General features: G+C 68.8%; 19 protein-coding genes, 2 tRNA genes and 1 pseudogene. 14 read left to right on the top strand and 8 right to left on the bottom strand.

Features of this window, described 5'->3' with window-relative positions:
* The first annotated feature begins 19 nt into the window (after nucleotides 1–19).
* The 5 genes from GTO19_RS10195 (at nucleotide 20) to GTO19_RS10175 (ending at nucleotide 4,692) form a co-directional block, all read left to right on the top strand.
* On the top strand, nucleotides 20–754 hold the full coding sequence (locus GTO19_RS10195) for a TetR/AcrR family transcriptional regulator (RefSeq protein ID WP_291021552.1): 735 nt from the start codon (nucleotides 20–22) through the stop codon (nucleotides 752–754).
* Nucleotides 755–791: 37 nt separating this feature from the next.
* Nucleotides 792–1,850 carry a C4-dicarboxylate TRAP transporter substrate-binding protein gene (locus GTO19_RS10190; RefSeq protein ID WP_291021551.1) on the top strand — a complete coding sequence of 353 codons (1,059 nt, stop codon included), beginning with the start codon at nucleotides 792–794 and terminating at the stop codon, nucleotides 1,848–1,850.
* 3 nt (nucleotides 1,851–1,853) lie between these two features.
* Nucleotides 1,854–2,417 carry a TRAP transporter small permease subunit gene (locus tag GTO19_RS10185; protein WP_291021550.1) on the top strand — a complete coding sequence of 188 codons (564 nt, stop codon included), beginning with the start codon at nucleotides 1,854–1,856 and terminating at the stop codon, nucleotides 2,415–2,417.
* Nucleotides 2,410–3,738 (top strand): TRAP transporter large permease, encoded by a 1,329-nt coding sequence (locus tag GTO19_RS10180; protein ID WP_291021549.1) that lies wholly within the window; start codon nucleotides 2,410–2,412, stop codon nucleotides 3,736–3,738. The genes GTO19_RS10185 and GTO19_RS10180 overlap by 8 nt, the downstream gene beginning before the upstream one ends.
* Nucleotides 3,739–3,834: 96 nt before the next feature.
* On the top strand, nucleotides 3,835–4,692 hold the full coding sequence (locus GTO19_RS10175; RefSeq protein ID WP_291021548.1) for a plasmid replication/partition related protein: 858 nt from the start codon (nucleotides 3,835–3,837) through the stop codon (nucleotides 4,690–4,692).
* A gap of 31 nt (nucleotides 4,693–4,723) precedes the next feature.
* Here the strand turns inward: GTO19_RS10175 and GTO19_RS10170 are convergent, their stop codons facing one another.
* Nucleotides 4,724–5,125, bottom strand: a complete 402-nt coding sequence (locus tag GTO19_RS10170) for a Fur family transcriptional regulator (protein WP_291021547.1) — start codon at nucleotides 5,123–5,125, stop codon at nucleotides 4,724–4,726.
* A 124-nt stretch (nucleotides 5,126–5,249) separates the two neighbouring features.
* Between GTO19_RS10170 and GTO19_RS10165 the strand changes: the two genes are divergently transcribed.
* Genes GTO19_RS10165 through GTO19_RS10155 form a run of 3 tightly spaced genes read left to right on the top strand, consistent with a single transcriptional unit; the run spans nucleotide 5,250 to nucleotide 8,033 of the window.
* Nucleotides 5,250–6,398, top strand: a complete 1,149-nt coding sequence (locus GTO19_RS10165; RefSeq protein WP_291021546.1) for a hypothetical protein — start codon at nucleotides 5,250–5,252, stop codon at nucleotides 6,396–6,398.
* Nucleotides 6,382–7,293, top strand: coding sequence for a zinc ABC transporter substrate-binding protein (locus GTO19_RS10160; protein WP_291021545.1), 912 nt, complete (start codon nucleotides 6,382–6,384; stop codon nucleotides 7,291–7,293). Before GTO19_RS10165 ends, GTO19_RS10160 begins: the two co-directional genes overlap by 17 nt.
* A complete protein-coding gene (locus GTO19_RS10155) occupies nucleotides 7,293–8,033 on the top strand; it encodes a hypothetical protein (RefSeq protein WP_291021544.1) in 741 nt (246 codons plus the stop codon). The genes GTO19_RS10160 and GTO19_RS10155 overlap by 1 nt, the downstream gene beginning before the upstream one ends.
* A gap of 59 nt (nucleotides 8,034–8,092) precedes the next feature.
* On the opposite strand, the gene GTO19_RS10150 is transcribed toward GTO19_RS10155, so the two are convergent.
* The 5 genes from GTO19_RS10150 to GTO19_RS10130 all read right to left on the bottom strand — a co-directional run bounded on the left by GTO19_RS10150 (nucleotide 8,093) and on the right by GTO19_RS10130 (nucleotide 11,940).
* A tRNA-His gene (locus GTO19_RS10150) sits at nucleotides 8,093–8,168 on the bottom strand.
* A gap of 49 nt (nucleotides 8,169–8,217) precedes the next feature.
* Nucleotides 8,218–10,140: a SurA N-terminal domain-containing protein gene (locus GTO19_RS10145; protein ID WP_291021543.1), complete on the bottom strand. Its 1,923-nt coding sequence runs from the start codon at nucleotides 10,138–10,140 to the stop codon at nucleotides 8,218–8,220.
* Nucleotides 10,141–10,220: 80 nt separating this feature from the next.
* Nucleotides 10,221–10,296 (bottom strand) — tRNA-Val (locus GTO19_RS10140).
* A gap of 13 nt (nucleotides 10,297–10,309) precedes the next feature.
* Nucleotides 10,310–10,603, bottom strand: coding sequence for an HU family DNA-binding protein (locus GTO19_RS10135; protein WP_291021595.1), 294 nt, complete (start codon nucleotides 10,601–10,603; stop codon nucleotides 10,310–10,312).
* A gap of 251 nt (nucleotides 10,604–10,854) precedes the next feature.
* A complete protein-coding gene (locus GTO19_RS10130; protein ID WP_291021542.1) occupies nucleotides 10,855–11,940 on the bottom strand; it encodes a tartrate dehydrogenase in 1,086 nt (361 codons plus the stop codon).
* A 96-nt stretch (nucleotides 11,941–12,036) separates the two neighbouring features.
* On the opposite strand from GTO19_RS10130, the gene GTO19_RS10125 reads away from it, so the two are divergent.
* The gene (locus GTO19_RS10125) at nucleotides 12,037–13,014 is read left to right on the top strand and encodes a LysR family transcriptional regulator (RefSeq protein WP_291021541.1); all 978 of its coding nucleotides are present in this window, start codon (nucleotides 12,037–12,039) and stop codon (nucleotides 13,012–13,014) included.
* Here GTO19_RS10125 and GTO19_RS10120 read toward each other — a convergent pair.
* Both GTO19_RS10120 and pgsA read right to left on the bottom strand, forming a co-directional pair.
* Nucleotides 12,971–13,870: a DMT family transporter gene (locus tag GTO19_RS10120; RefSeq protein ID WP_291021540.1), complete on the bottom strand. Its 900-nt coding sequence runs from the start codon at nucleotides 13,868–13,870 to the stop codon at nucleotides 12,971–12,973. The genes GTO19_RS10125 and GTO19_RS10120 overlap by 44 nt on opposite strands.
* A 9-nt stretch (nucleotides 13,871–13,879) precedes the next feature.
* Nucleotides 13,880–14,449: a CDP-diacylglycerol--glycerol-3-phosphate 3-phosphatidyltransferase gene (gene pgsA / locus GTO19_RS10115; protein WP_291021539.1), complete on the bottom strand. Its 570-nt coding sequence runs from the start codon at nucleotides 14,447–14,449 to the stop codon at nucleotides 13,880–13,882.
* 131 nt (nucleotides 14,450–14,580) lie between these two features.
* On the opposite strand from pgsA, the pseudogene GTO19_RS10110 reads away from it, so the two are divergent.
* The 5 genes and pseudogenes from GTO19_RS10110 to rpoD all read left to right on the top strand — a co-directional run.
* A pseudogene (locus GTO19_RS10110) lies at nucleotides 14,581–15,343 on the top strand (3-hydroxyacyl-CoA dehydrogenase).
* Between the two features lie 136 nt (nucleotides 15,344–15,479).
* The gene (locus GTO19_RS10105; RefSeq protein WP_291021538.1) at nucleotides 15,480–15,914 is read left to right on the top strand and encodes a hypothetical protein; all 435 of its coding nucleotides are present in this window, start codon (nucleotides 15,480–15,482) and stop codon (nucleotides 15,912–15,914) included.
* A gap of 74 nt (nucleotides 15,915–15,988) precedes the next feature.
* The gene (locus GTO19_RS10100) at nucleotides 15,989–17,782 is read left to right on the top strand and encodes a gamma-glutamyltransferase family protein (RefSeq protein ID WP_291021537.1); all 1,794 of its coding nucleotides are present in this window, start codon (nucleotides 15,989–15,991) and stop codon (nucleotides 17,780–17,782) included.
* Nucleotides 17,783–17,889: 107 nt separating this feature from the next.
* On the top strand, nucleotides 17,890–19,851 hold the full coding sequence (dnaG, locus tag GTO19_RS10095) for a DNA primase (RefSeq protein ID WP_291021536.1): 1,962 nt from the start codon (nucleotides 17,890–17,892) through the stop codon (nucleotides 19,849–19,851).
* A gap of 281 nt (nucleotides 19,852–20,132) precedes the next feature.
* Nucleotides 20,133–22,039, top strand: a 1,907-nt coding sequence (gene rpoD / locus GTO19_RS10090) for an RNA polymerase sigma factor RpoD (RefSeq protein ID WP_291021594.1), incomplete at its 3' end; no start/stop codon positions are given.

Raw genomic sequence — 22,039 nt, 5'->3', positions numbered from 1 at the left:
TGACCGTACGGTAAATAGCGTGCGCATACAGAAAAACCCTGAGCGAAGAAAAAAAGCCGACGATCCGGTGGCGGATGGCGCGCCCACGCGCCGTCGCCTGAGCGTGTCAGAGCGCGAGCGCCAGATCGTCGACGGCGCCATCCAGTTCTTCGCGTCCAACGGCTTCGGCGGGCAACTGCGCGACCTGGCCAGCAGCATCGGTGTCACGCACGCCCTGCTTTACCACTACTTCCCCACCAAGCAGGCGCTCATCGACCGCGTGTACCTCGACGTGTTCGAAGGCCGCTGGCGTGAGAGCTGGGACGAGCTGCTGGACAACCAGACGATCGAGGTCGAGGACAAGTTCACCGCGTTCTACGCGGACTACGTGAACAACGCGCTCTCGCGCGAGTTCGTGCGCATCCTCATGTTCTCGGGCCTGATGGACCACGCCATCTCCGACCGCTTCTTCGCCATGCTGCGCGAGCGCCTCTTCCCGCGCCTGATCCGCGAGACGCGGCGCTTCCGAGGCTCCACGTCCCGCGCCAAACCCAGCGAGCGCGAGCTCGAACTGCTCATGGGCCTGCACGGCGGCATGTACTACATCTCGATCCGCCGCTGGATCTACGGCCAGGACGTGCACAGCGAGGCCGTGCACGAGACCTGCGACGAGGCCCTGGTGCGCGACCGCGTGCGCGGCTATCTGCAGAGCAGCCGCGAACTGCTCGCCGACGCACCTGCACAGACAAGGAAGCAGAAGACCCCGGCTCGATGAGCCGCCACCCCAAGAGCAACAGAAGGAGACAAGACAGATGAAGCTTTCGACACTCGCCGTGGCCAGCGCGCTGGCACTGGCCAGCCTGCCCCTTGCCGCGCAGCAGCGCATCACCGTCAACATCGGCTCCAGCCACCCCACCACCAACATCTGGGCCTATGCCATGAAGGAGGTGTTCCAGCCCGAGGTGGACCGCATCCTCAAGGCCGGCGGCGGCAAGTACGAGATCCGCTGGCGCGAAAACTACGGCGGCACGCTCTACAAGTTCACCGACACGCGCACCGCCGTTCGCGACGGCATCGTCGACGTGGGCATGGTCGGCACGGTGTGGGAGAACTCCGCCATGCCGCTGCAGAACGTCACCTACTTCACGCCCTTCGCCACCACCAACCACGAGCTGCTGATCGAGATCTTCGACAAACTCAACACCAGCGTGCCCGCCCTGCGCGAGAGCTGGGCGGCGCAGAACATGGTCCCGCTGTCCTCGCTCATCACCGACAGCTACGACATCTACGCCAACTTCCCCATCCGCACCATGGCCGATCTTCAGAACAAGAAGATCAACGCGCCCGGCACCTCTGCCAACTGGCTGCGCGAGACCGGCGCCACGCCGGTGGACGGCGCGCTCACCACCTACTACACCAACATCCAGACCGGCGTGACGCAGGGCGCGCTGTCCTTTGCCAGTGGCATCGGCCCGGCGCGCGTGTACGAGGTGGCCAAGTACCTCACGCGCGTGGACGTGGGCTCCATGTACTTCGGCAGCGTGGCCGCGAACAAGAAGTTCCACGACGCCCTGCCCAAGGACGTGCAGGACGCCTTCGCGCAGGCCGGCAAGGCCACGTCCAAGGCGCACGGCCAGCACGTCACCAAGACCGCCAACGCCGCGCTGGAGACCATGAAGGCCGCGGGCCTGCAGATCGCCGATCTGCCGCCGGCCGAGAAAACCCGGTGGGTCAACGGACTGCCCAACATCGTGCAGCCCTGGCTGCAGGCCACGGGCGACAACGGCAAGGCCGTGCTCAAGGCCTACTTCGACGAATTGCGCGCGCGCGGCGTGAAGCCGCTGCGCGACTGGGACGGCCAGAACCGCTGAACCGTGCACAAGGAACCCGAACTCGCCGCCGAGGGCGGCGCCGCCGCGCCCGGCGATCCACACCCGTTGCAGGGCATCGCGCGGGTACTGGCTGCCGCTGGCACCGTGTGGATCTTCCTCATGATGATGATGGTGGTGGCCGATGTGGTCGGCCGCAATTTCCTGGACACGCCCATCACGGGCGTGGCCGAATTCGCGGCGCGCTCCGTGGCCTCCATCGTGTTCCTGCAGCTCGCGGCGGCCATCTGCTCGGGCCGAATGACGCGCAGCGACTTCCTGCTGCGCCTGGTCGGCGCGCGTTCGCTGACGGCCCTGCGCCTGCTGGAGGTGGGCAACGCGGTGCTCGGCACGGCGCTCTTCGTGGCGCTGGCCCTCATCGCCTGGCCCGAACTCACCGAGGCCTGGCGCAGCAGCGAGTTCTTCGGCGTGCAAGGCGTGTACACCGTGCCCACCTGGCCGTTTCGCGCGCTGATCGTCGCCGGCTCGCTGGTGGCCGCTGGCGCCTACCTGCTGCAGATCCCTTCGCTGTGGCGCCATGCGGGCGAATTCGGGAGCCCACATGAGTGAACTCGCTTTCGGCGGCCTGCTCATCGGCGCCCTCGTGGTCTTCGTCCTGCTGGGCGTGCACATCGCGGTGGCGCTGATCGGCATCGGCTTCGCCGGCATCTGGCTCATGCGCGAGGACGTGGAGATGGCCATGCGCCTGCTCTACCTCTCGGCCTACAACGGCGTGGCCGACTACATCTTCGCCACCATCCCGCTGTTCGTGCTGATGGGCTTGCTGGTGTCCATATCGAACGTGGGCAAGGACACCTTCGAGGTGGCCGAGGCCTTGCTGCGCCGCGTGCGCGGCGGTCTGGGCGTGGCCACGGTGGCGGCCAACACGGTGTTCGCGGCGGTCACGGGCGTGTCCATCGCCTCGGCCGCGGTGTTCACGCGCGTGGCCGTGCCCGAGATGGCGCGCCACGGCTACCGCACCGCCTTCGCGGCCGGCACGGTGGCCGGCAGCTCGGTGCTGGGCATGATGATCCCGCCCAGCCTGCTGATGATCATCTATGGCGTGCTGGCCGAGCAGTCCATCGGCACGCTGTTCATCGCCGGCATCATCCCGGGCTTCCTGCTGGCGGCCGCCTTCGTGGTGCTGATCGTGCTGATGGCGAGCTTCGCGCCCGGCATGGTGTACGACCTGCAGCGCCAGCGCGACATGGCCTTGCAGCGCGCCACCGGCCCCTTGCTCGGCGGCGCGCAGATGGCGGGCAAGCTGCTGCCCATCGTGGCGCTGGTGGTGCTGGTGCTGGGCGGGCTCTACAGCGGCTTCTTCACGCCCACCGAGGCCGGTGGCATCGGCGCCTTCGGCGCGCTGTTGGTGGCGCTGGCGCGGCGCAGCCTGGGCCAGGGCCGCTTCTGGCGCGTGCTGCACGAAACAGGCAGCGTCTCCGTCACCATCCTGATCCTGCTGATCGCCGCGAGCTTCTACAGCCGCATGCTGTCGGTGGCCGGCGTGCCGGTGGCCATCAGCGACCTGGTGCAGGACGCGGGCCTCGGCCCCTACGGCTTCCTGCTGATCTACGTGCTGATCGTGCTCTTCCTGGGGATGATCCTGGACTCCAGTTCCATCCTGCTGATCATGACGCCGGTGGCCGTGCCGATCGCCAGCGACCTGGGCTTCAACCTGATCCAGTTCGGCGTGCTCACCGTGCTCGCGGTCGAGATCGGCCTGCTCACGCCGCCCTTCGGCATCTCGGTCTTCACCGTGAAATCCACCCTGAACGATCCCAAGGTCTCGGTGGAGGCCATCTTCGGCGGCACCCTGCCCTACGTGGGCGCGATGCTGTTCGTGCTGCTGCTGGTGGCGGTGTTTCCGGCGCTGTCGCTGGCACTGACCTGAGGGAGCCGGCCACCCGAACGGGTGCGCCGGTGGCGGCCCGCGGCGCTTCGCGGCGTGGGTATAGTCGCCGGCCTTTCGCCCGTTTCCGCCGACCCCATGCAGATCACCATTCTTCCGGAGCTCAAAGCCTACATCGACCCCCTCACACCCGACGAGCACGACGCACTGGAGCGCAGCCTCCTCGCGGAAGGCTGCCGCGATGCCCTGGTGCTGTGGGGCGAGGTGCTCGTGGACGGACACAACCGCTACGGCATCTGCCAGAAGCACGGCCTGCCCTTCCAGACGGTGCAGAACCCGCGCTTTCAGTCGATGGAAGACGTGCACCTGTGGATGATCGACCAGCACCTCGGTCGCCGCAGCGTGTCCGACTTCCAGCGCGGCGTGCTCGCCCTGCGCAAGCGCGAGATCATCAGCGCCCGGCGCGCGCGCCTGCTCGCCGCCAGCCCCCCGCCCGAATCGCTGCCGCCCGAAGATGAAGTGGCGCCCATGCCGCAAGCGCACACGCCCGGCGCTCCCGACGCCCCTGAAATCCGCGCGCTCAACAGCCGCGAAGACATTGCCCGCGCCGCCCGCCTGAGCAGCAACCAGGTGGTGATGATCGAGAAGATCCAGAAGCACGCCACGCCGGAAGTGGTGGAGGCGCTCAAGGCGGGTGACATCTCCCTGAACGCCGCCGCGGCCGTGGCCAGCCTGCCCGAGCAGGAGCAGAAGGACGCCGCGCTCGCGGGCAAGGAAGAACTCCGGCAGGCAGCCCGGCGCGTGCGCGAAGCGCGCCGCAAACCGCCGGTGGCCAGCGAGCCGGCGCCAGCGTCCGACGCAGACTCCGCGGCCAGCGCCACGCCCGGCGACGAACTCGAGGCCTTGCGCCAACGCGTGCGCGTGCTTGAACAGGAGAACGCCGCGCTGCGCGAGCGCTTGGCGCGCTGGCAGGCGCAGGCCGCGCCTTCACCCTGACCGGACCCCAGGCGGTTTCCCTCGCCGACGGCTACCCCGCGGCGGGCTTGTGGCGTCCGCGCCTGGCGCCACATTCGTCGCACAGGCCATAGAGCGTGAGCTCGTGCCGCTCCACGCTGAAGCCCGGGGGCGCGATGCGGTCCAGATCGCCCGGGCAAGCGTGGATGTCGAACACACGCTGGCACTGCCTGCACTGGAAGTGGTGGTGGTGGTGCAGCCCCGACAGCTCGTACCGCGGGTTCTCGCCGGGCAGCAGCACGGGCTGAATCAGTTGCGCGTCCTGCAAGGCCTTGATCTGCCGATAGACCGTGGCGATGCCCAGGCCGGGCGCGCCCTGCTGGGCGGCCTCGAGGATTTCCTGAGGCGACAGGGGCCGGCCGGCGGCGTAGAGCACGGCCTCGATGGCGCTGCGTTGGCGGGTGTTTCTTTCCATGGTCGGTGTCGTGGCTGCGCGCATTCTAGGAGGCCGGTGCGAACGCGCAGGTGCGGATCGATCGGCACGGATGGCCTCTTTATTGATATACACTTCTCAATATCAATAAAGAAAGGATTCCGACATGCGACACCTGTTCATCGGCGCCGCCGCCCTGCTGGCCGCCGCGGCCCAGGCACAGACCGATGCCCCCACCGAGCGGTGGCAGTTCGGCGCCGTGCTGGACGCCACCGCCACTTCCCGCGCGCTCGAACTCGGCGCGCGCGACCAGGGCCTGCAACTGGGCCACTCGGACCTCACCGCCAGCGGCCCCGTCGGCCGGCACCTGCAGGCGCAGATCACCGGCGTGCTCGAAACGCACGACGGCGAGCTGGAGTCGGCCTTCGAGGAGGCCTGGCTGGAGACGCGCACGCTGCCGCTGGGTCTGACGGCGCGCGTCGGGCGTTTCGCCTCGCAGATCGGCTACCTGAACCAGCAGCACCCGCACGCGGACGACTTCGTCGAGCGCCCCCTGCTCTACCGCGCGTTTCTTGGCGGGCACTGGAACGACGATGGCGTGCGACTGAACCTCACGCTGCCCACGCGCCTGTACTGGATGGTGGGCGCCGAAGCCTTCCGGGGCCGCCGCCTGATCGCCGACACCGATGAACCGGTGAACGGTGCCGGCGCATTCACGCTGACCACCAAGCTGGGCGGCGACTTCAATCGCTCCAACAGCTGGCAGCTGGGACTGTCCTACCTCAAGAGCCGGCGCATCGCGGCGCTGGAGGAACATGAAGGACACGAGGAGGAAGGGCACGAGGAGGAAGGGCACGACGACCACGCCCACCACCACCACGGCGCCGCTTTCGGTGGCCGCCACACCTGGATGGTGGACGCCACCTGGAAGTGGGCGCCCCTGGGCAACAACAGCGACCAGCAGGTGCGTGTGACGGTCGAGGCCGCGCAGGTTTCGGGCATCAACCGCTTCGCCAGCTCGCAGGACCGGCACAAGGCCTACGCGCTGTCCACCGTCTGGCGCTTTCACCCCCATTGGGAAACCGGCGTGCGCTTCGATCAGCTGCGCGTGGCCATGCCGCATGGCGATCACTTCCACGATGGCCGCCTGAACGAAACGGCCCTGATGCTGGCCTGGAAGCCCAGCCATGGCCAAAGCCTTCGCTTGCAATACACGACGCAAGACAGGGCCATCGGCTTCGAGCACCCGGCCAGGCGCGCCATCCAGCTGCAGTACGTCGTCGCGTTCGGAGCCCACGGTGCGCACAGCTATTGAGCGCTGGCTGAGCGGCGGCTTGCTGCTGCTGGCTTTCACGCCGCTGCAGGCGCAGACCATCTTCGCCTGCGAACCCGAGTGGGCCGCGCTGACGCGCGCCTTGCTGCCCCAGGCCACGGTGCACGTCGCCACGCATTCCCGACAGGACCCGCACCACATCGAGGCCCGGCCTGCGCTGATCGCCCAGTTGCGATCGGCCGATGCCGCGATCTGCACCGGCGCTTCGCTGGAGGCGGGTTGGCTGCCCATGCTGCGGCAGCGCGCGGGCAATGCCGCGGTGCAGGAAGGCGCGCCCGGCATGTTCCACGCCGCCTCGGCCGTTGCGCTCATCGACGCGCGGCCCGGCGAGGGCGGCAACCCGTTCGCCGGCGACGTGCACGCCGAAGGCAACCCGCACCTGCACGCCGACCCGCACCGTCTGCTGCAGGTGGCTCGCGCCTGGGGCGCACGCCTTCAGCAACTGTTTCCGTCCCAGCAGGCCGGTATCGCCGAGCGCCAGGCCGCGTTCGACGCGCACTGGAGCGCGCGCATCCGCGCCTGGGAGCTCAAGGCCGCGCCGCTGCGCGACAAAGGCGTGGCGGCCCAACACGCCAGCTTCGCCTACCTGTGGCGGTGGCTCGGCATGCGGCAGGTGGCCGACCTCGAACCCAAGCCAGGCCTGGCGCCGACGCCCGGGCACCTGCAGGCGCTGTTGACCGGACTGCGGGCCCATCCGCCACACGCCGTGGTCGTGACCGGCCACCAGAACCCGCGCGCCGGGCGATGGCTCGTGCAACAAATGGGCGGCGGCGTGCCGCTGCTGCAACTGCCGGCCACCGTCGACGACCCCGAAGCGCCCGACGCCCTGGGCCGCTGGATGGACGGCCTCGTGGATGCCTTGCTGAACCCGCGCTGATGGACGCCTGGTTCCTCGCGCCCGCGCTGGCACTGGTGGCCGGCGTGCTGGCGTTGGCACCCCTGGGCCAGCGCGTGCTGGAGCGCGGCGTGGTCTTCATCGACCTCGCGGTGGCGCAGGCCGCCGCCGCCGCTGCCCTTGCCGCCACGGTGCTGGGCGGACACCCGCCCTGGCCCGTGGTGCAGGCCTGCGCCATCGCGGGCGCCTTTCTGGTGGTGGCGCTGGTGGCCGCGTTGGCGCGCTGGTGGCCGGCGCAACGAGAAGCCCTCATCGGTCTGGCCTACGTGGCCAGTGCCTGCGCTGCGCTGCTCACCGCGCAGATCGACGCGCACGGTGGCGAACACCTGCACGCCCTGCTGGCGGCCGACGTGCTCTGGTCGGGCTGGCCGCAAGTGGCCTTGCTGGTGGCGTGTGCCGCGCTGGTGGGCCTGGTGCGTCGCCGCCTCGGCGGCGACGTCTGGTTCTACGCCACGTTCGCCCTGGTCAGCAGCCTGGCCGTGCAGGTGCTGGGCCTCTTCGTGGTCTTCGCGGCGCTGATCGCACCGGGCTTGTGGCGGCGCGCCGGGCTGCGATTCGCCGCCGTGTTCGGGCTGGTCATCAGCGCCGCCCTGCTGGGCCTGGGGGCCTCCTGGGTCATGAACGCCCCGAGTGGCCCTCTGGTCGCCTTCGCACTGGCACTGTGCGGGCTGGGCAGCATCGCAAGCCCGGCCCGGCACGGGCGGCGGGACCGACGCGCCTGATGCACCAGGCGCACAAAGAAAAAGCCCGGCGGTTGCCGGGCTTTTTCATGGGGTTCTGCTGGGGTGGCTGATGGGACTCGAACCCACGACGACAGGAATCACAATCCTGGACTCTACCAACTGAGCTACAGCCACCGCAAGCCGCGCATTATAGCCTCAGCCAGCGCGCGCCTTCAGCGCGTGCTCAGCGCGCCGCCACCGTGGCCGCACCGGGCCGCGGTACCTTGATGCTGGCCTTGTAGCGGGCCTTGAGCGTCTCGTAGTAGGCCTGGCTCTCCGCGCCCGACCACCACTGCGACACCTGCTGCACCTCTTGCGCCAGGCGCTGGGCGTCCACGTCGCCGCGCGCAAGCACCTGAGTGACCTGCACCACCGCATAGCCCTGCTCGCCCAGGTCCACGCCCACCCAGGCCGGCAGGGCCTTGGGGTCGGCACTGAGGGCCGCGTCGAGCACGCGTGGGTCCAGGTCGCGCGGCGCGTCGCGTGACGCCGTGACGGGCGCGCCCAGCGCGGCGGCATCGGCGCCGCCCTTCCAGGCCGCGAGCTGCTTTTCGCCTTCTTCCCTGGCCAGCTCGGCGGCGCGCTGCGCGACCAGGCGGGCACGCACCTGGTCGCGCACCTCGTCCAGGCTCAGCGTGCGCGCCGGGTGGTAGGCCACCACGCGCGCCGAGACGAGGCGGTTGCCGCCCACGTCGACAGCCTCGGTGTTGCGCTTGCCGGACGTGGACTCGGGCGCGAACAGGGCCTCGAGCAGGCGGCGGTTGGCCAGCACGCCGTCGTCGCCCGGCGCGGGCGTGCGCTGAAGGCCCTTGGCGGTCTGCACCTGCAGCTTCAGGCGCTCGGCCGTGGGCTGCAGGGAGTCGGGCTGTTCGTAGACCATGTTGGTGAAGGTGTCGGCCGACTCGGCGAACTGCCGCTGGGCCTGCTGCTTGCGCAGTGCCTCTTCGATCTGCGGGCGCAGCTCGGCGAAGGAGCGCTGGGGCGGCGCCTTGATGTCGGTGAGCTGGATGATGTGAAAGCCGAAGTCGGACTCCACCAGATTGGAGATCTCGCCCTTCTTGAGTGCAAACACGGCTTGCTCGAACGGCGGCACCATGGCGCCGCGGCCGAAGAAGTCGAGGTCGCCGCCATTGGGCGCCGAGCCCGGGTCCTGCGAATTCGCCTTGGCGAGTTCGGCGAACTTCGACGGATCGGCCTTGACCTGGGCCAGCAGGCCTTCGGCCTTCTGGCGCACCTCGGCCTTCTGTTCGGGCGTGGCGCCCGCGGGCACGCTCAGCAGGATGTGGCTCGCGCGGCGCTCCTCGGCACCGCTGAGCTGGGCGACGTTCTGCTCGTAGTAGCTGCGCAGGTCGGCCTCGTTGAGGGCCACGGACTTTTCGAGCGCGGCAGCGTCGAGCACGAGGTATTCCACATCGGCCTGTTCGGGTGCCTGGAACAGCGCCTGGTTCTGCTGGTAGAAGGCCTCGATGTCGGCGGCGCTGGGGTTCACGCGCGAGGTGAAGTCCTTGGCCGCGAAGGTCTTGCTGCGCAGCTGGCGCTTCTCGAAGAAGGCGTCGAGCGAGACGCGGGCCATCGCGCTGGAGGCGAAGCCGCTGGTCTGCACGCTCTGCAGCACCTGTCGCTGCGACAGGTCGGCGCGCACCGAGGCCTCGAACATCTCGGGCGTCATGCCCTGGCGCGAAAGCAGTTGGCGATAGGCCTCGACGTCGAGGCTGCCGTCGGGGCGGCGCATCGCGGCGATGGTGGGATTGGACTGCAGCTCGCGAGCCAGGCGCTGGTCGCTGGTATAGAGCTTGAGGTTCTGCGCGGCGGCGGCCAGCACGCGGTCACGCACCATGCGCTCCAGCGTGGCGTAGCGGGCCTCGTCGGAGTCGAGCATGGCGGGGTCGACACCGGGCATCGCTTCGCGCAGGCGCTGCGATTCCTCGCGGTGCGCCTGCTCCCATTCGGCGCGCTTGATGTCCTTGCCGTCGACCGTGGCCACCGCTTCACCGCCTTCGCTGAAACGGGTGTAGCCCTCGACCCCGAAGAGCACGAAGGAGGGAATGATCAGGATCAGCAGGAAGCCCATGAGGTACTTCTTGTGATCGCGGATGGAATCGAACATGCGGACGTCCTTGAGGTGGCGGGGTCGAGTGCCGGATTCTGACGGACAACAAAAAAGGCGAACCCTCGTTCGCCTTCTTGTGGTGGGTGCTGACGGGTTCGAACCGCCGACCTACTCCGTGTAAGAGAGCCGCTCTACCAACTGAGCTAAGCACCCGGGTGTTGGTCGATCAGTTGACCGCGTCCTTCAGTGCCTTGCCGGGGCGGAACTTCGGCACTTTGGCGGCCTTGATTTTAATCTCGGCACCGGTGCGGGGGTTGCGGCCCTTGCGGGCGGGGCGTTTGCTCACAGCGAACGAGCCGAAGCCCACCAGAGAAACGGTGCCGCCCTTCTTGAGCGTGGTGCGGATGGCAGCGATGGTGGAATCGAGAGCACGCGTCGCAGCGGCCTTGGAGATGTCGGCGTGCTTGGCGATGTGTTCGACGAGTTCGGTCTTGTTCACGAAGGGCCCCTCTTTGGAAATGGATGAGTGAAGCGTGTATTGGGCCGGGCGGGACGGTTGCCGCCAGGGGCCGCCGATGTCCGCTCGGGAGCGCATGCCCGGCGGAAATGCCGAAATCCATGCGCCGAACGATTAGACCCACGTGCCGCAGCGCGTGTCAACAAGACGGTTGGCGCTGAGGCCCGTGGGCCACACGAGCGGCGATTCTAGACGCAGATGCGACCGCAACATCGCTCTGGCGAGGGGCCTTGCCCCACCTGTGGGACCGGCGGTCAAAGAAGGGACGCGATCGCACGCCCGACGTCTGCCGTGCCCGCGCGCCCACCCAGGTCGGCGGTGCGCGGCGCACCACTCTTGGGCTCCAGCGCGGCCTCGATGGCGCGCAGCACGGCGTCGTGCGCGTCGCGGTGTCCCAGGAAGTCGAGCATCATGGCGCCGCACCAGATCTGCCCGATGGGGTTGGCGATGCCCTTGCCCGCGATGTCCGGCGCGGAGCCGTGCACCGGTTCGAACAGCGAGGGGTGCGTGCGGTCGGGGTTGAGGTTGGCACTGGGCGCGATGCCGATGGTGCCGGTGCAGGCCGGGCCGAGGTCGGAAAGGATGTCGCCGAACAGGTTGCTGGCCACGACCACGTCGAAGAAGTCGGGGCGCTGCACGAAATGCGCGGTCAGGATGTCGATGTGGAACTTGTCCACCGTCACATCCGGATACTCTTTTGCCATTTCCGCCACGCGCTCGTCCCAGTACGGCATGGTGATGGCAATGCCGTTGCTCTTGGTGGCGCTGGTCAGGTGCTTCCTGGGGCGCGAGCGCGCCACCTCGAAGGCGTAACGCAAGGCGCGATCGACGCCATGGCGCGACATCACCGTCTCCTGCATCACGATCTCGCGCGGCGTGCCGGGGTACATGCGCCCGCCGATGCTGCAGTACTCGCCCTCGGTGTTCTCGCGCACGATGACCATGTCGATCTCGCCCGGCTGGCGCGCGCTGCCGTCGCGGCGCACCACGGGCGCCACCACGCCGGGCATGAGACGCGCGGGGCGCAGGTTGATGTACTGGTCGAACTCGCGGCGGAACAGCAGCAGCGAGCCCCACAGCGAGATGTGGTCGGGCACCTTGTCGGGCCAGCCCACGGCGCCGAAGTAGATGGCGTCGTGTCCGCCGATGAGGTCCTTCCAGTTGTCGGGCAGCATCTTGCCGTGCTTCTCGAAGTAGTCGCAGCTGCTGAAGTCGAAGTGGTCGAACTGCAGATCGATGCCGAAGCGCGTGGCCGCAGCCTCCATCACCCGCAGGCCCTCGGGCATGACTTCGGTGCCGATGCCGTCGCCGGCGATGACCGCGATGCGGTGCTTGCTCATGAAAGGTCTCCTGGTGGTGTCGTCGAATCGGTGGCGCCACTGTAACGAAACCATTCGCAATAATCCGTGCATCGATTGTTGAGCCAGGAGCAATTCATGGACCGCGCCGATCTCGAGATGGTGCACGCAGTGCGCCAGCACGGCAGCCTGGCGCAGGCGGCGCAGGCCCTGGGGATCACGCCCTCGGCCGTCACCCGGCGGCTGGCTGCGCTGGAAGACGCCTTGGGTGTGCGCCTGTTCCAGCGCACCACGCGCCGCGTCAGTCCCACGGCGGAAGGCGAAACGCTGTCGTTGCGCGCGGCCGAACTGTTGCGCGGCTTCGAGGCGGCGGAGTCCGAACTGCGCGAGCGCCAGGCCGAACCCGCCGGCCCCATCCGCCTGGCGGCCACCTTCGGCTTCGGGCGCCGCTGGCTGGGTCCGGCGCTGGCCGATTTCCAGGCGAAGCACCCGGCGGTGTCCATCCAGTTGCAACTCACCGAGCGGCTGCCCGACCTGTCCGCCGAAGGCCTGGACGGCGCGGTGTGGCTGTGGAGCGCGCCCGATCAGCGGGCGGGCGAATGGGTGTCGCGCCGCCTCGCGCCCAACCGGCGCGTGCTGGTGGCCGCGCCCGCCTACCTCGCGGTGCACGGCGCGCCGCAGACGCTGGACGACCTGTCCATGCACCACTGCCTGGTGGTGCGCGAGAACACCGACGCCGATCCGCGGCGCCACGACCACTGGGCCCTGCAGCACGAGGGCGACCCCGCGCTGCGCCGCGTGGCCATCGCCGGACCGCTGTCGAGCAACTCGGGCGAACTGGTGCGCGACTGGTGTCTGGCGGGCCAGGGCATCATGCTGCGCAGCCTGTGGGACATCGCGCCGCAGATCGCCAGCGGCGAGCTGGTGCACGTGCTGCCGGCCTGGAGCCACCGCGACGCCGACATCCACTGGCTCGCGCCCTGGCAGGCGCAATCGCCCAAGCGCATCCGCCTGCTGGTGGCCGCTCTGGCAGAGGCGTTTCGCGACGAGCCCTGGCGGCCCGCGACAGGCGTCAGCGCGGCGAGCGCACGACCAGGCTCACGCCGAAGGCCGTGACCGCGATGCCCGCCACCGTGAGCGGCGTGATCGGCTCGCGAAAGAGCAACCAGGCGATGACCGCCGTGGTGGGCGGCACCAGGTACATCAGGCTGGCCACACTGGCGGCGGCGCCACGCTGAATCAGCAGGTAGAGCAGCGAACTGCCCCCCAGGGTGAGCCCCAGCACCGACCAGGCCATGGCGCCGATGAATTCGCCGGTGTAGTGCATGGGCTCGGACTCGAGCAAGGCCAGCGGCAAGGTGACGATGAAGGCCGCGATGAGCTGCACGGTGTTGGCGGTGCGCACGTCGCAGGCCTGCACGAAGCGCTTCTGGTACAGCGTGCCGGCCGTGATGGCGAACAGCGCGAACACGGCGTAGGCCAGGTTCTGCGCGTTCGCCTGATCACCGGGTGATCCTTCGACCAGCTTGCGCGACACCACCAGCACCAGCCCCGCGAAACCCAGCAACAGGCCCAGCCACTGCCGGCGCGAGACCTGGCCCTGCGCGCCGCCCACGGCGCTGAGCCAGATGGCCGTGAGGACTGGTTGCAGCCCGACGATGAGCGAAGACAGGCCCGAACCCATGCCCGCCTTCACCGCCGCCCACACGCCGCCCAGGTAGCCCGCGTGCATGAGCACACCCACCACCGAGAGGTGCAGCCACTGCGCGCGGCTGGCCGGCCATTTCACGCCGGCCCAGGCGATCCAGGGCAGGAAGCACAGGATGGACAGCGCGTAGCGCATGGCCAGGAAGGACAGCGGTGGCGCGTGCGGCATGCCGTAGCGCGCGACGATGAAGCCCGTGCTCCAGATGAGCACGAACACCCAGGGCATGGCGCGCAGCCAGGCGTTGTCGGACGCGGGGGTCTGCATGGCGCTCGTTCAGCGGGACCGCGCGCGAATCTCGGGCAGCGCCTTCTGCAGGTAATAGACCATGGACCAGACCGTGAGGATGGCCGAGATCCACAGCAGCCAGGTGCCCCACACGCGGGTGTCGATCAGGCCGAGCAGGCGGCCGTCGAACAGAAGGAAGGGAATCGCGATCATCTGCACCATGGTCTTGAGCTTGCCGATCATGTGAACCGCCACGCTCTTGGTGGCGCCGATGATGGCCATCCACTCGCGCAGCGAGGAGATGGCGATCTCGCGGCCGATGATGATGAGCGCGGCGAACACGTCGGCCCGGCCCATGTGCACCAGCACCAGCAGGCTCGCGCACACCAGGAACTTGTCGGCCACGGGGTCGAGGAAGGCACCGAAAGCCGAGGTCTGGTTGAGCTTGCGCGCGAGGTAGCCATCGGCCCAGTCGGTGAGCGCGAAGACGATGAACATGACGGTGGCCACCAGGTTCTGGTCGGCGCGGCTCACCCCGTCCAGATAGAACACCCCCACGATGAGCGGAATGGCCACGATGCGGGCCCAGGTCAGCAGGGTCGGGAGGTTGAAGAACATGGGGCGGATTATGGGGGCAGCCCTTTGGCGACACCGCGCGAGAGGCCATGGCGAATCGCCACTGCATAATTGACGTTTACGTCAACGTAAACGCCACCCCGGCGCAGCTTTTCACCCTCAGGAGCACAAACATGGAGATTGCAGGCAAGGTTTTCATCGTCACCGGCGGCGCATCGGGCCTCGGCGAAGGCACGGCGCGCATGCTCGCGGCCAACGGTGCCAAGGTCGTCATCGCCGACATGCAGGTGGACAAAGGAAGGGGAGGCCGTGGCCAAGGACATCGGCGGCGTGTTCGTCAAGTGCGACGTGAGCAGCGAGTCCGAGGGCCAGGCCGTGGTGGCCAAGGCGGTGTCGCTGGGCAAGCTGATGGGCCTGGTGAATTGCGCGGGCATTGCGCCGGCCGAGAAAACCGTGGGCAAGAACGGCCCGCACTCGCTCGCCGTCTACACCAAGACCGTCATGGTCAACCTGGTGGGCACCTTCAACATGATCCGCCTGGCCGCCGACGCCATGTGCAAGAACGAGCCCGAGCCCACGGGCGAGCGCGGCGTGCTCATCAGCACGGCCAGCGTGGCGGCCTACGACGGCCAGATCGGCCAGGCCGCCTACAGCGCCTCCAAGGGCGGCGTGGTCGGCATGACGCTGCCGATCGCGCGCGACCTGGCGCGCAACGGCATCCGCAACATGACCATCGCCCCTGGCATCTTCGGCACGCCCATGCTGTTCGGCATGCCGCAGGAGGTGCAGGACGCGCTGGCCGCCAGCGTGCCCTTCCCCAGCCGCCTGGGCACGCCGCAGGACTACGCGAAGCTGGCGAAGCACATCATCGAAAACGACATGCTCAATGGCGAGGTGATCCGGCTGGATGGGGCGATCCGGCTGGCGCCGAGGTGAATTCGGCCGTCAGGCCGAACTCGGTTGGCTGAGGCTCCGGGCGAATCCGGATGAACCCAAAAGGGGCAGGCGGGTACCCACCCCGCTCGCAGTTGCCCGACTGCTCCTTCATTCACCCAACGCCAAGCACCGCTGCATGAGCACAACCACCTTTCGCAACATGGCGCGAGCCACCGCCACCCGTATCGACATCGAGTCCGGAAAGCGCTTGATTCCCGACACCAAGAAGCCCGGCCAATTCAAAGTGCTTCTTCAGAAGCCCAATGTGGTGATGTCCCTTTTCCATTTCAGGGACATCAGACGCATGAACAAGGCTGTGCGGAGCGATGCCTGGGCCTTGGTGAGATGGGCGAGCAAACACGCTCCCGAGCGGGCTCTGGAGATCAACAAGGCCGCCGTATTTCTGGACCGCCATGACTGCAGCAAACTCTCTGCCAAACACAATCGCGAGTTGAGCAAGGAATACCAGCTGCACAGACAAGTGATGCTCGAGGCGGAACGCCTCTGCTACGGCCTGACGAAAACGGAACTGGACGAACTGGACGCGGCCATGGACAAAGAGATCGTCTGATAGTCCCTGAGTCGACAACAAAGGCCCGCACAGCGGGCCTTTCGTTTTGGCTTGGCCCGAACTAGAGTGACCCTATGAAGCGCCCGGTCTGCTCCCTGCTCCCGTCCCTGCTCTTGCTGCTGGCTGCCTGCGCGCAACCGCCGGCCTCGCCTCCCCAACCCGAAGCCGCCTCCGGCCTCACGGCCAAGCCCGGCTGGTCCTTCCAGCGCCAGGCCGTCGCCGCCGCCAACCCGCTCGCCACCGAGGCCGGCGCACAGATCCTGCGCGCCGGTGGCAGCGCGGTCGACGCCGCCATCGCGGTGCAGATGGTGCTCACGCTGGTGGAGCCACAGTCCAGCGGCATCGGCGGTGGCGCCTTTCTGCTGCACTGGGACGGCCGGCGCGTGCAGGCCTACGACGGCCGCGAGACCGCGCCCGCCGCCGTGACCGAGCGCCTGTTCCTCAACGAGCAGGGCCAGCCGATGCCCTTTGTGCAGGCCGTGGCCAGCGGCCGATCGGTCGGCGTGCCGGGCGCCGTGGCCATGCTGGCGCTGGCGCACCGTCAGCACGGCCGCCTGCCCTGGGCGCGGCTGTTCGAACCCGCCATCGACCTCGCCGAGCGCGGCTTCGCCGTGAGCCCGCGGCTGCACACGCTGCTGGCCGCCGAGAAGGCACTGCCCGCCGATCCCGTGGCGCGCGCCTATTTCTACCGCCCCGACGGCACGCCCCACCCCGTGGGCCACACGCTGCGCAACCCGGAACTCGCGGCCGTGTTGCGCGAGCTCGCCGCCACCGGACCGATCGCCCTGGTCGAAGGCCCGATCGCGCGCGCCATGGTCGACAAGGTGCGCCAGCACCCCACCCTGCCTGGCACGCTCACGCAGGAGGACCTGCGCCGCTACCAGCCGCGCGAACGCGAGGCCCTGTGCCACCCATTGCGCACCGGTGGGCGCTGGGTGCGGGTGTGCGGCTTTCCGCCACCCAGTTCGGGCGGCATTGCGGTCGGGCAGATCCTGGGCCTGCTTTCGCGCACGCCGCAGGCTATGGCCTCTCTGCGCCAGGGCCTGCCCGGTGCCGACTGGCTGCACGCCTACACCGAGGCCTCGCGACTGGCCTTCGCAGACCGCGCCCAGTACGTGGCCGACCCCGACTTCGTCCCCGCGCCCGGCGGCGACTGGCGCAGCCTGCTCGAGCCCGACTACCTCAACGCGCGCGCCGCGCTCATCGGCCTGCAGCGCATGCCGAATGCCGAGCCGGGCCGCCCCGCCGGCACGCCACTGGCCTACGCGCCCATGCCGCCGCAGCCCGAGGCCGGCACCAGCCACATCAGCATCGTCGACGGCCAGGGCAAGGTTCTGGCCATGACCACCACCATCGAATCGGCCTTCGGTGCGCGGCTCATGGTCAGCACCAACCCCGCGCGCCCCGGCGGCTTCCTGCTCAACAACGAGCTCACCGACTTCAGCTTCGCGCCCGCCGACGCCCAGGGCCGACCGATCGCCAACCGCGTGCAGCCGGGCAAACGGCCGCGCTCGTCCATGGCCCCCACGCTGGTGTTCGACGCGCAGACGGGTGAGCCGCTCATGAGTGCGGGCAGCCCGGGCGGAGCGTTGATCATTCACTACACCGCCAAGGCCCTGCACGGCACGCTGCACTGGAACCTGCACCCGCAGGCCGCGCTGGACCTGCCCAACTTCGGCACGCTGGGCGGGCCGCTGATGCTGGAGCAGAACCGCTTCCCCGACGCCACCGTGCAGGCGCTGCGCGCCCTGGGCCACACGGTGCAGGCGGTGGAGATGACCAGCGGCGCGCAGGCCCTGGTGCGGCGCGGCGGGCGCTGGCTGGGCGGCGCAGACCCGCGCCGCGAGGGCATCGTCGCCGGCGACTGATCGCCCCCGGTCCCAGAAATGCCACGGAACCGGCTTTGCCGGGCCGTTGGCATTGCCCCCTTGAGGGGGTCGCGCGCAGCGCGGCGGGGGTGCTTCATACTTCCCCCATGGCCATCCCCCAGAGCTTCATTCAGGAACTGCTCAACCGCGTCGACGTGGTCGACGTGGTGGGTCGCTACGTGCAGCTCAAGAAGGGCGGCGCCAACTTCATGGGGCTGTGCCCCTTCCATGGCGAGAAGTCGCCGTCCTTCAGCGTCAGCCCCTCCAAGCAGTTCTATCACTGCTTCGGCTGCGGGGCCAACGGCAACGCCATCGGCTTCCTCATGGAGCACGCGGGCATGGGTTTCGTGGAGGCCGTGAAGGACCTGGCCGCGCAAGTGGGCCTTCAGGTGCCCGACGACGGCGCCTCGCCCCAGGACCGCGAGCGCGCCGCGCAACAGCGCCAGCAGCAGGCCACGCTGAACGACGTGCTGGACAAGGCCGCGCGCGACTACCAGAAGGAACTGAAGGCCTCGCCGCGCGCCATCGACTACCTCAAGGGCCGCGGCCTGTCCGGCCACATCGCCAAGGTCTTCGGCCTGGGCTACGCGCCCGAGGGCTGGCGCCACCTGGCCGGCGTGTTCCCCGACTACCAGTCGCCGCTGCTGGTCGAGTCTGGTCTGGTGATCGAACACGCCGACGAGAAGGGCCAGGACGGACAGGCCAAGCGCTACGACCGCTTCCGCGACCGCGTGATGTTCCCCATCCGCAACGTCAAGGGCGAGTGCATCGGCTTCGGCGGTCGCGTGCTCGACAAGGGCGAGCCCAAGTACCTCAACTCGCCCGAGACCCCGGTCTTCAGCAAGGGGCGGGAGCTCTACGGCCTGTTCGAGGCCCGCACCGCCATCCGCCAGCACGGCTACGCCTTGGTGACAGAGGGTTACATGGACGTGGTCGCGCTGGCCCAACTGGGCTTCGGCAACGCCGTGGCCACCCTGGGCACGGCCTGCACGGCCGACCACGTGCAGAAGCTGGTCCGCTTCACCGATGCCGTGGTCTTCAGCTTCGACGGCGACGCCGCCGGCCGGCGCGCCGCGCGCAAGGCCCTGGACGCCGCCCTGCCCTGGGCCAGCGACACGCGCAGCGTCAAGTTCCTGTTCCTGCCCACCGAGCACGACCCCGACAGCTTCATCCGCGAGCACGGCACCGAGGCCTTCGCCGCGCGCGTGAAGGAGGCCGTGCCGCTGTCGCGCTTCCTGCTGGAAGCCGCCAGCGCCGACTGCGAGCTCGACACCGCCGAGGGCCGCGCCCGCATGGCCAGCCAGGCGCGCCCGCTGTGGAGCGCCCTGCCCGAGGGTGCGCTCAAGAGCCAGCTGCTGGCCGACATCGCCCACACCGCCGCGCTGGACGCGCAAGACCTGTTGCGCCTGTGGGCGCCGGCGGGCGGGCGTGGCCCAGGCGGTGGCGCGCCGCGACCGGCCCGAGCCCGCCAGGAGCCCCGTGAACACGAGCAGGCCTACGAGCGCGACCACGGGCATGAACCCACCGGCGGGTACGAACGGGGCGGCGGATACGAGACCCGCGGCCCGCGCCGCCAGCGCCAGGCCGCCACCCAGCACGCCTGGCAAGGCCGCGCGCGGACCGGGCGACGCGGCCTCATGAGCCGCGAGGACCGCGCCCTGGGCCTGTTGCTGTCGAATACCGCGTCCTGGGACCAGCTCTCGGCCGACGACCACCACCTGCTGGCCGAACTGCCCGCGCCGCACGGGCCGCTGTTCGCCTGGCTGGAAGCCCAGTTGCACGAGCACGGCCACCAGCCCTGGGCCGCCCTGCGCGAGGCCCTGCGTGGGCACGAGCACGAGGCCCTGGCCTGCCAGCAGGTCGAGCACTGCGCTCTGACGCCGGGCGCGGAGGAAGACGCCGAGGAACTGGCAGGCGTCATGCTGCGTCTGCGCATCGAGCACCTGAAGGCGCTGGAGGTGGAGGCCATCGCCCGCGCCGCCAGCGACCCGGCCGAACTGCGGCGTTATGCCGACATTCAGGCCCAACGCAAGGCGCTGGAACACCAGATCGGGGCCGCCCCGGTATAATCCTCGGTTGCACCGCAAGCGCGACAGCAGCACCTCCGGCACCGGCCCGGCCCTCCTGCAAGGGCTACATGGCAACCCAGCCTGGCCACCCCGCCCTCCCCGGGCGCGCGGAACCCCGCAAGGACTGCACACCAAATGATCGCCCGACAGCTTGCCGACCCGCCCGCACCGGCCCGTGGCGGGTTCGTGCTCTTCCAAAACCACCGGTTCGACCCCATGTAGGGTCTTCTGGCGGCTGTTGAGTGTTCTGCCGGTCCCATCGACGTTTTTTTGAGGTGTCCATGCCCACGAAGAAAGCCAGTCCGTCCGCTGCCGCTACCAAGACCGCCGCCAAGAAGGCCGCTCCCGCCAAGGCGAAACCGGTGGCCGCCCCCAAGAAAGCCCCTGCAGTGACGACCAAGACCCCCACCAAAGCCGCCGCCACGGCCGCACCGGCCAAGAAGGCCGCCGCCAAGACGACCGCCAGCAGCACCGCCAAGAAAGCCAGGCCCGAGGCCCTGAGCGAGGAATTGCTCGAAGACGCCCCGGCGAAGAAGAAGCCCGGCCGCCCGGCCAAGGCCGCGGCCGACAAGCCCGCCGCCAAGCGCGGCCGCAAGCCCAAGGCCGATGCCAAGGGCGGCAAGGCCGGGGAAGACCTCGACGACGCCGACCTTTCCGACATCGATGAAGACCTGGGCGGCGAGGATCTGCCCGAGGAAGTCGCGGCCGTTGATGAAGCGCAGCCGGCCGAAAAGGCCAAGCCGCTGCGCATGAAGATCAGCAAGGCGAAGGAACGCGCGCTGATGAAGGAATTCGGCCTGGATGAAACCATCCTGTCCGAAGAGGAAGCCCGCGCCCGCCGAGAGCGCCTCAAGACTCTGATCAAGCTCGGCAAGACCCGCGGCTACCTCACGCACGGCGAAATCAACGACCACCTGCCCGACAAGCTGGTCGAGGCCGAGACCCTGGAGGTCGTGGTCTCGCTGCTCAACGACATGGGCGTGGCCGTCTACGAACAGACGCCCGACGCCGAGACCCTGCTGCTGAACAACACCGGCCCCACCGCCGCCACCGAAGAGGAAGCGGAAGAGGAAGCCGAGGCCGCCCTGGCCACCGTGGACAGCGAATTCGGCCGCACGACCGACCCGGTGCGCATGTACATGCGCGAAATGGGCACGGTGGAGCTGCTCACGCGCGAGGGCGAGATCGAGATCGCCAAGCGCATCGAAGGCGGCCTGCACAGCATGATGGAGGCGATCAGCGAGTCGCCCGCCACCATTGCCGAGATCCTGGCCATGGCCGAGGAGATCCGCGAAGGCAAGGTGGTCATCTCCACCGTGGTGGACGGCTTCGCCGACGCCGACGAGGCCGACGACTACGTGGCCGAGGAAGACTTCGATGACTACGACGAGGCCGACGACGACGACGGCAAGGGCGGCTCCAAGGCGCTCACGCGCAAGCTGGAAGAGCTCAAGCGCGAAGCGCTGGAGCGCTTCGACGCCCTGCGCGGCATGTTCGAGAAGCTGCACAAGACCTACGACAAGGAAGGCTACGGCGGCGCTGTCTACGTGAAGACGCAGCAGGCCATCACCGAGAAGCTGATGACCATTCGCTTCACGGCCAAGGCGATCGAGAAGCTGTGCAGCACGGTGCGCGGCCAGGTCGACGAGATCCGCAAGAAAGAGCGCGAGCTGCGCCGCATCATCGTGGACAAGTGCGGCATGCCGCAGGAAACCTTCATCAAGGACTTCCCGCCCAACCTTCTCAACCTCAAGTGGGTGGAGAAACAGGCCGCCGCGGGCAAGCCCTGGAGCGTCATCATCGAGCGCAACATCCCGCCGGTGCAGGAGCTGCAGCAAGGCCTGATCGACATCCAGAACAGCGTCGTGGTGCCCATCGATCACCTGAAGGACATCCACAAGCGCATGAACAACGGCGAGGCCTCCTCGCGCGACGCCAAGAAGGAAATGATCGAGGCCAACCTGCGCCTGGTGATCTCGATCGCGAAGAAGTACACCAACCGCGGCCTGCAATTCCTCGACCTGATCCAGGAAGGCAACATCGGCCTGATGAAGGCGGTGGACAAATTCGAATACCGCCGCGGCTACAAGTTCTCGACCTACGCCACGTGGTGGATCCGCCAGGCCATCACGCGCGCGATCGCCGACCAGGCGCGCACCATCCGCATCCCGGTGCACATGATCGAGAC

Source organism: Hydrogenophaga sp. (assembly GCF_011772445.1).
Lineage (GTDB): Bacteria > Pseudomonadota > Gammaproteobacteria > Burkholderiales > Burkholderiaceae_C > Hydrogenophaga.
This window is presented reverse-complemented; position numbering and strand designations above follow the sequence as displayed.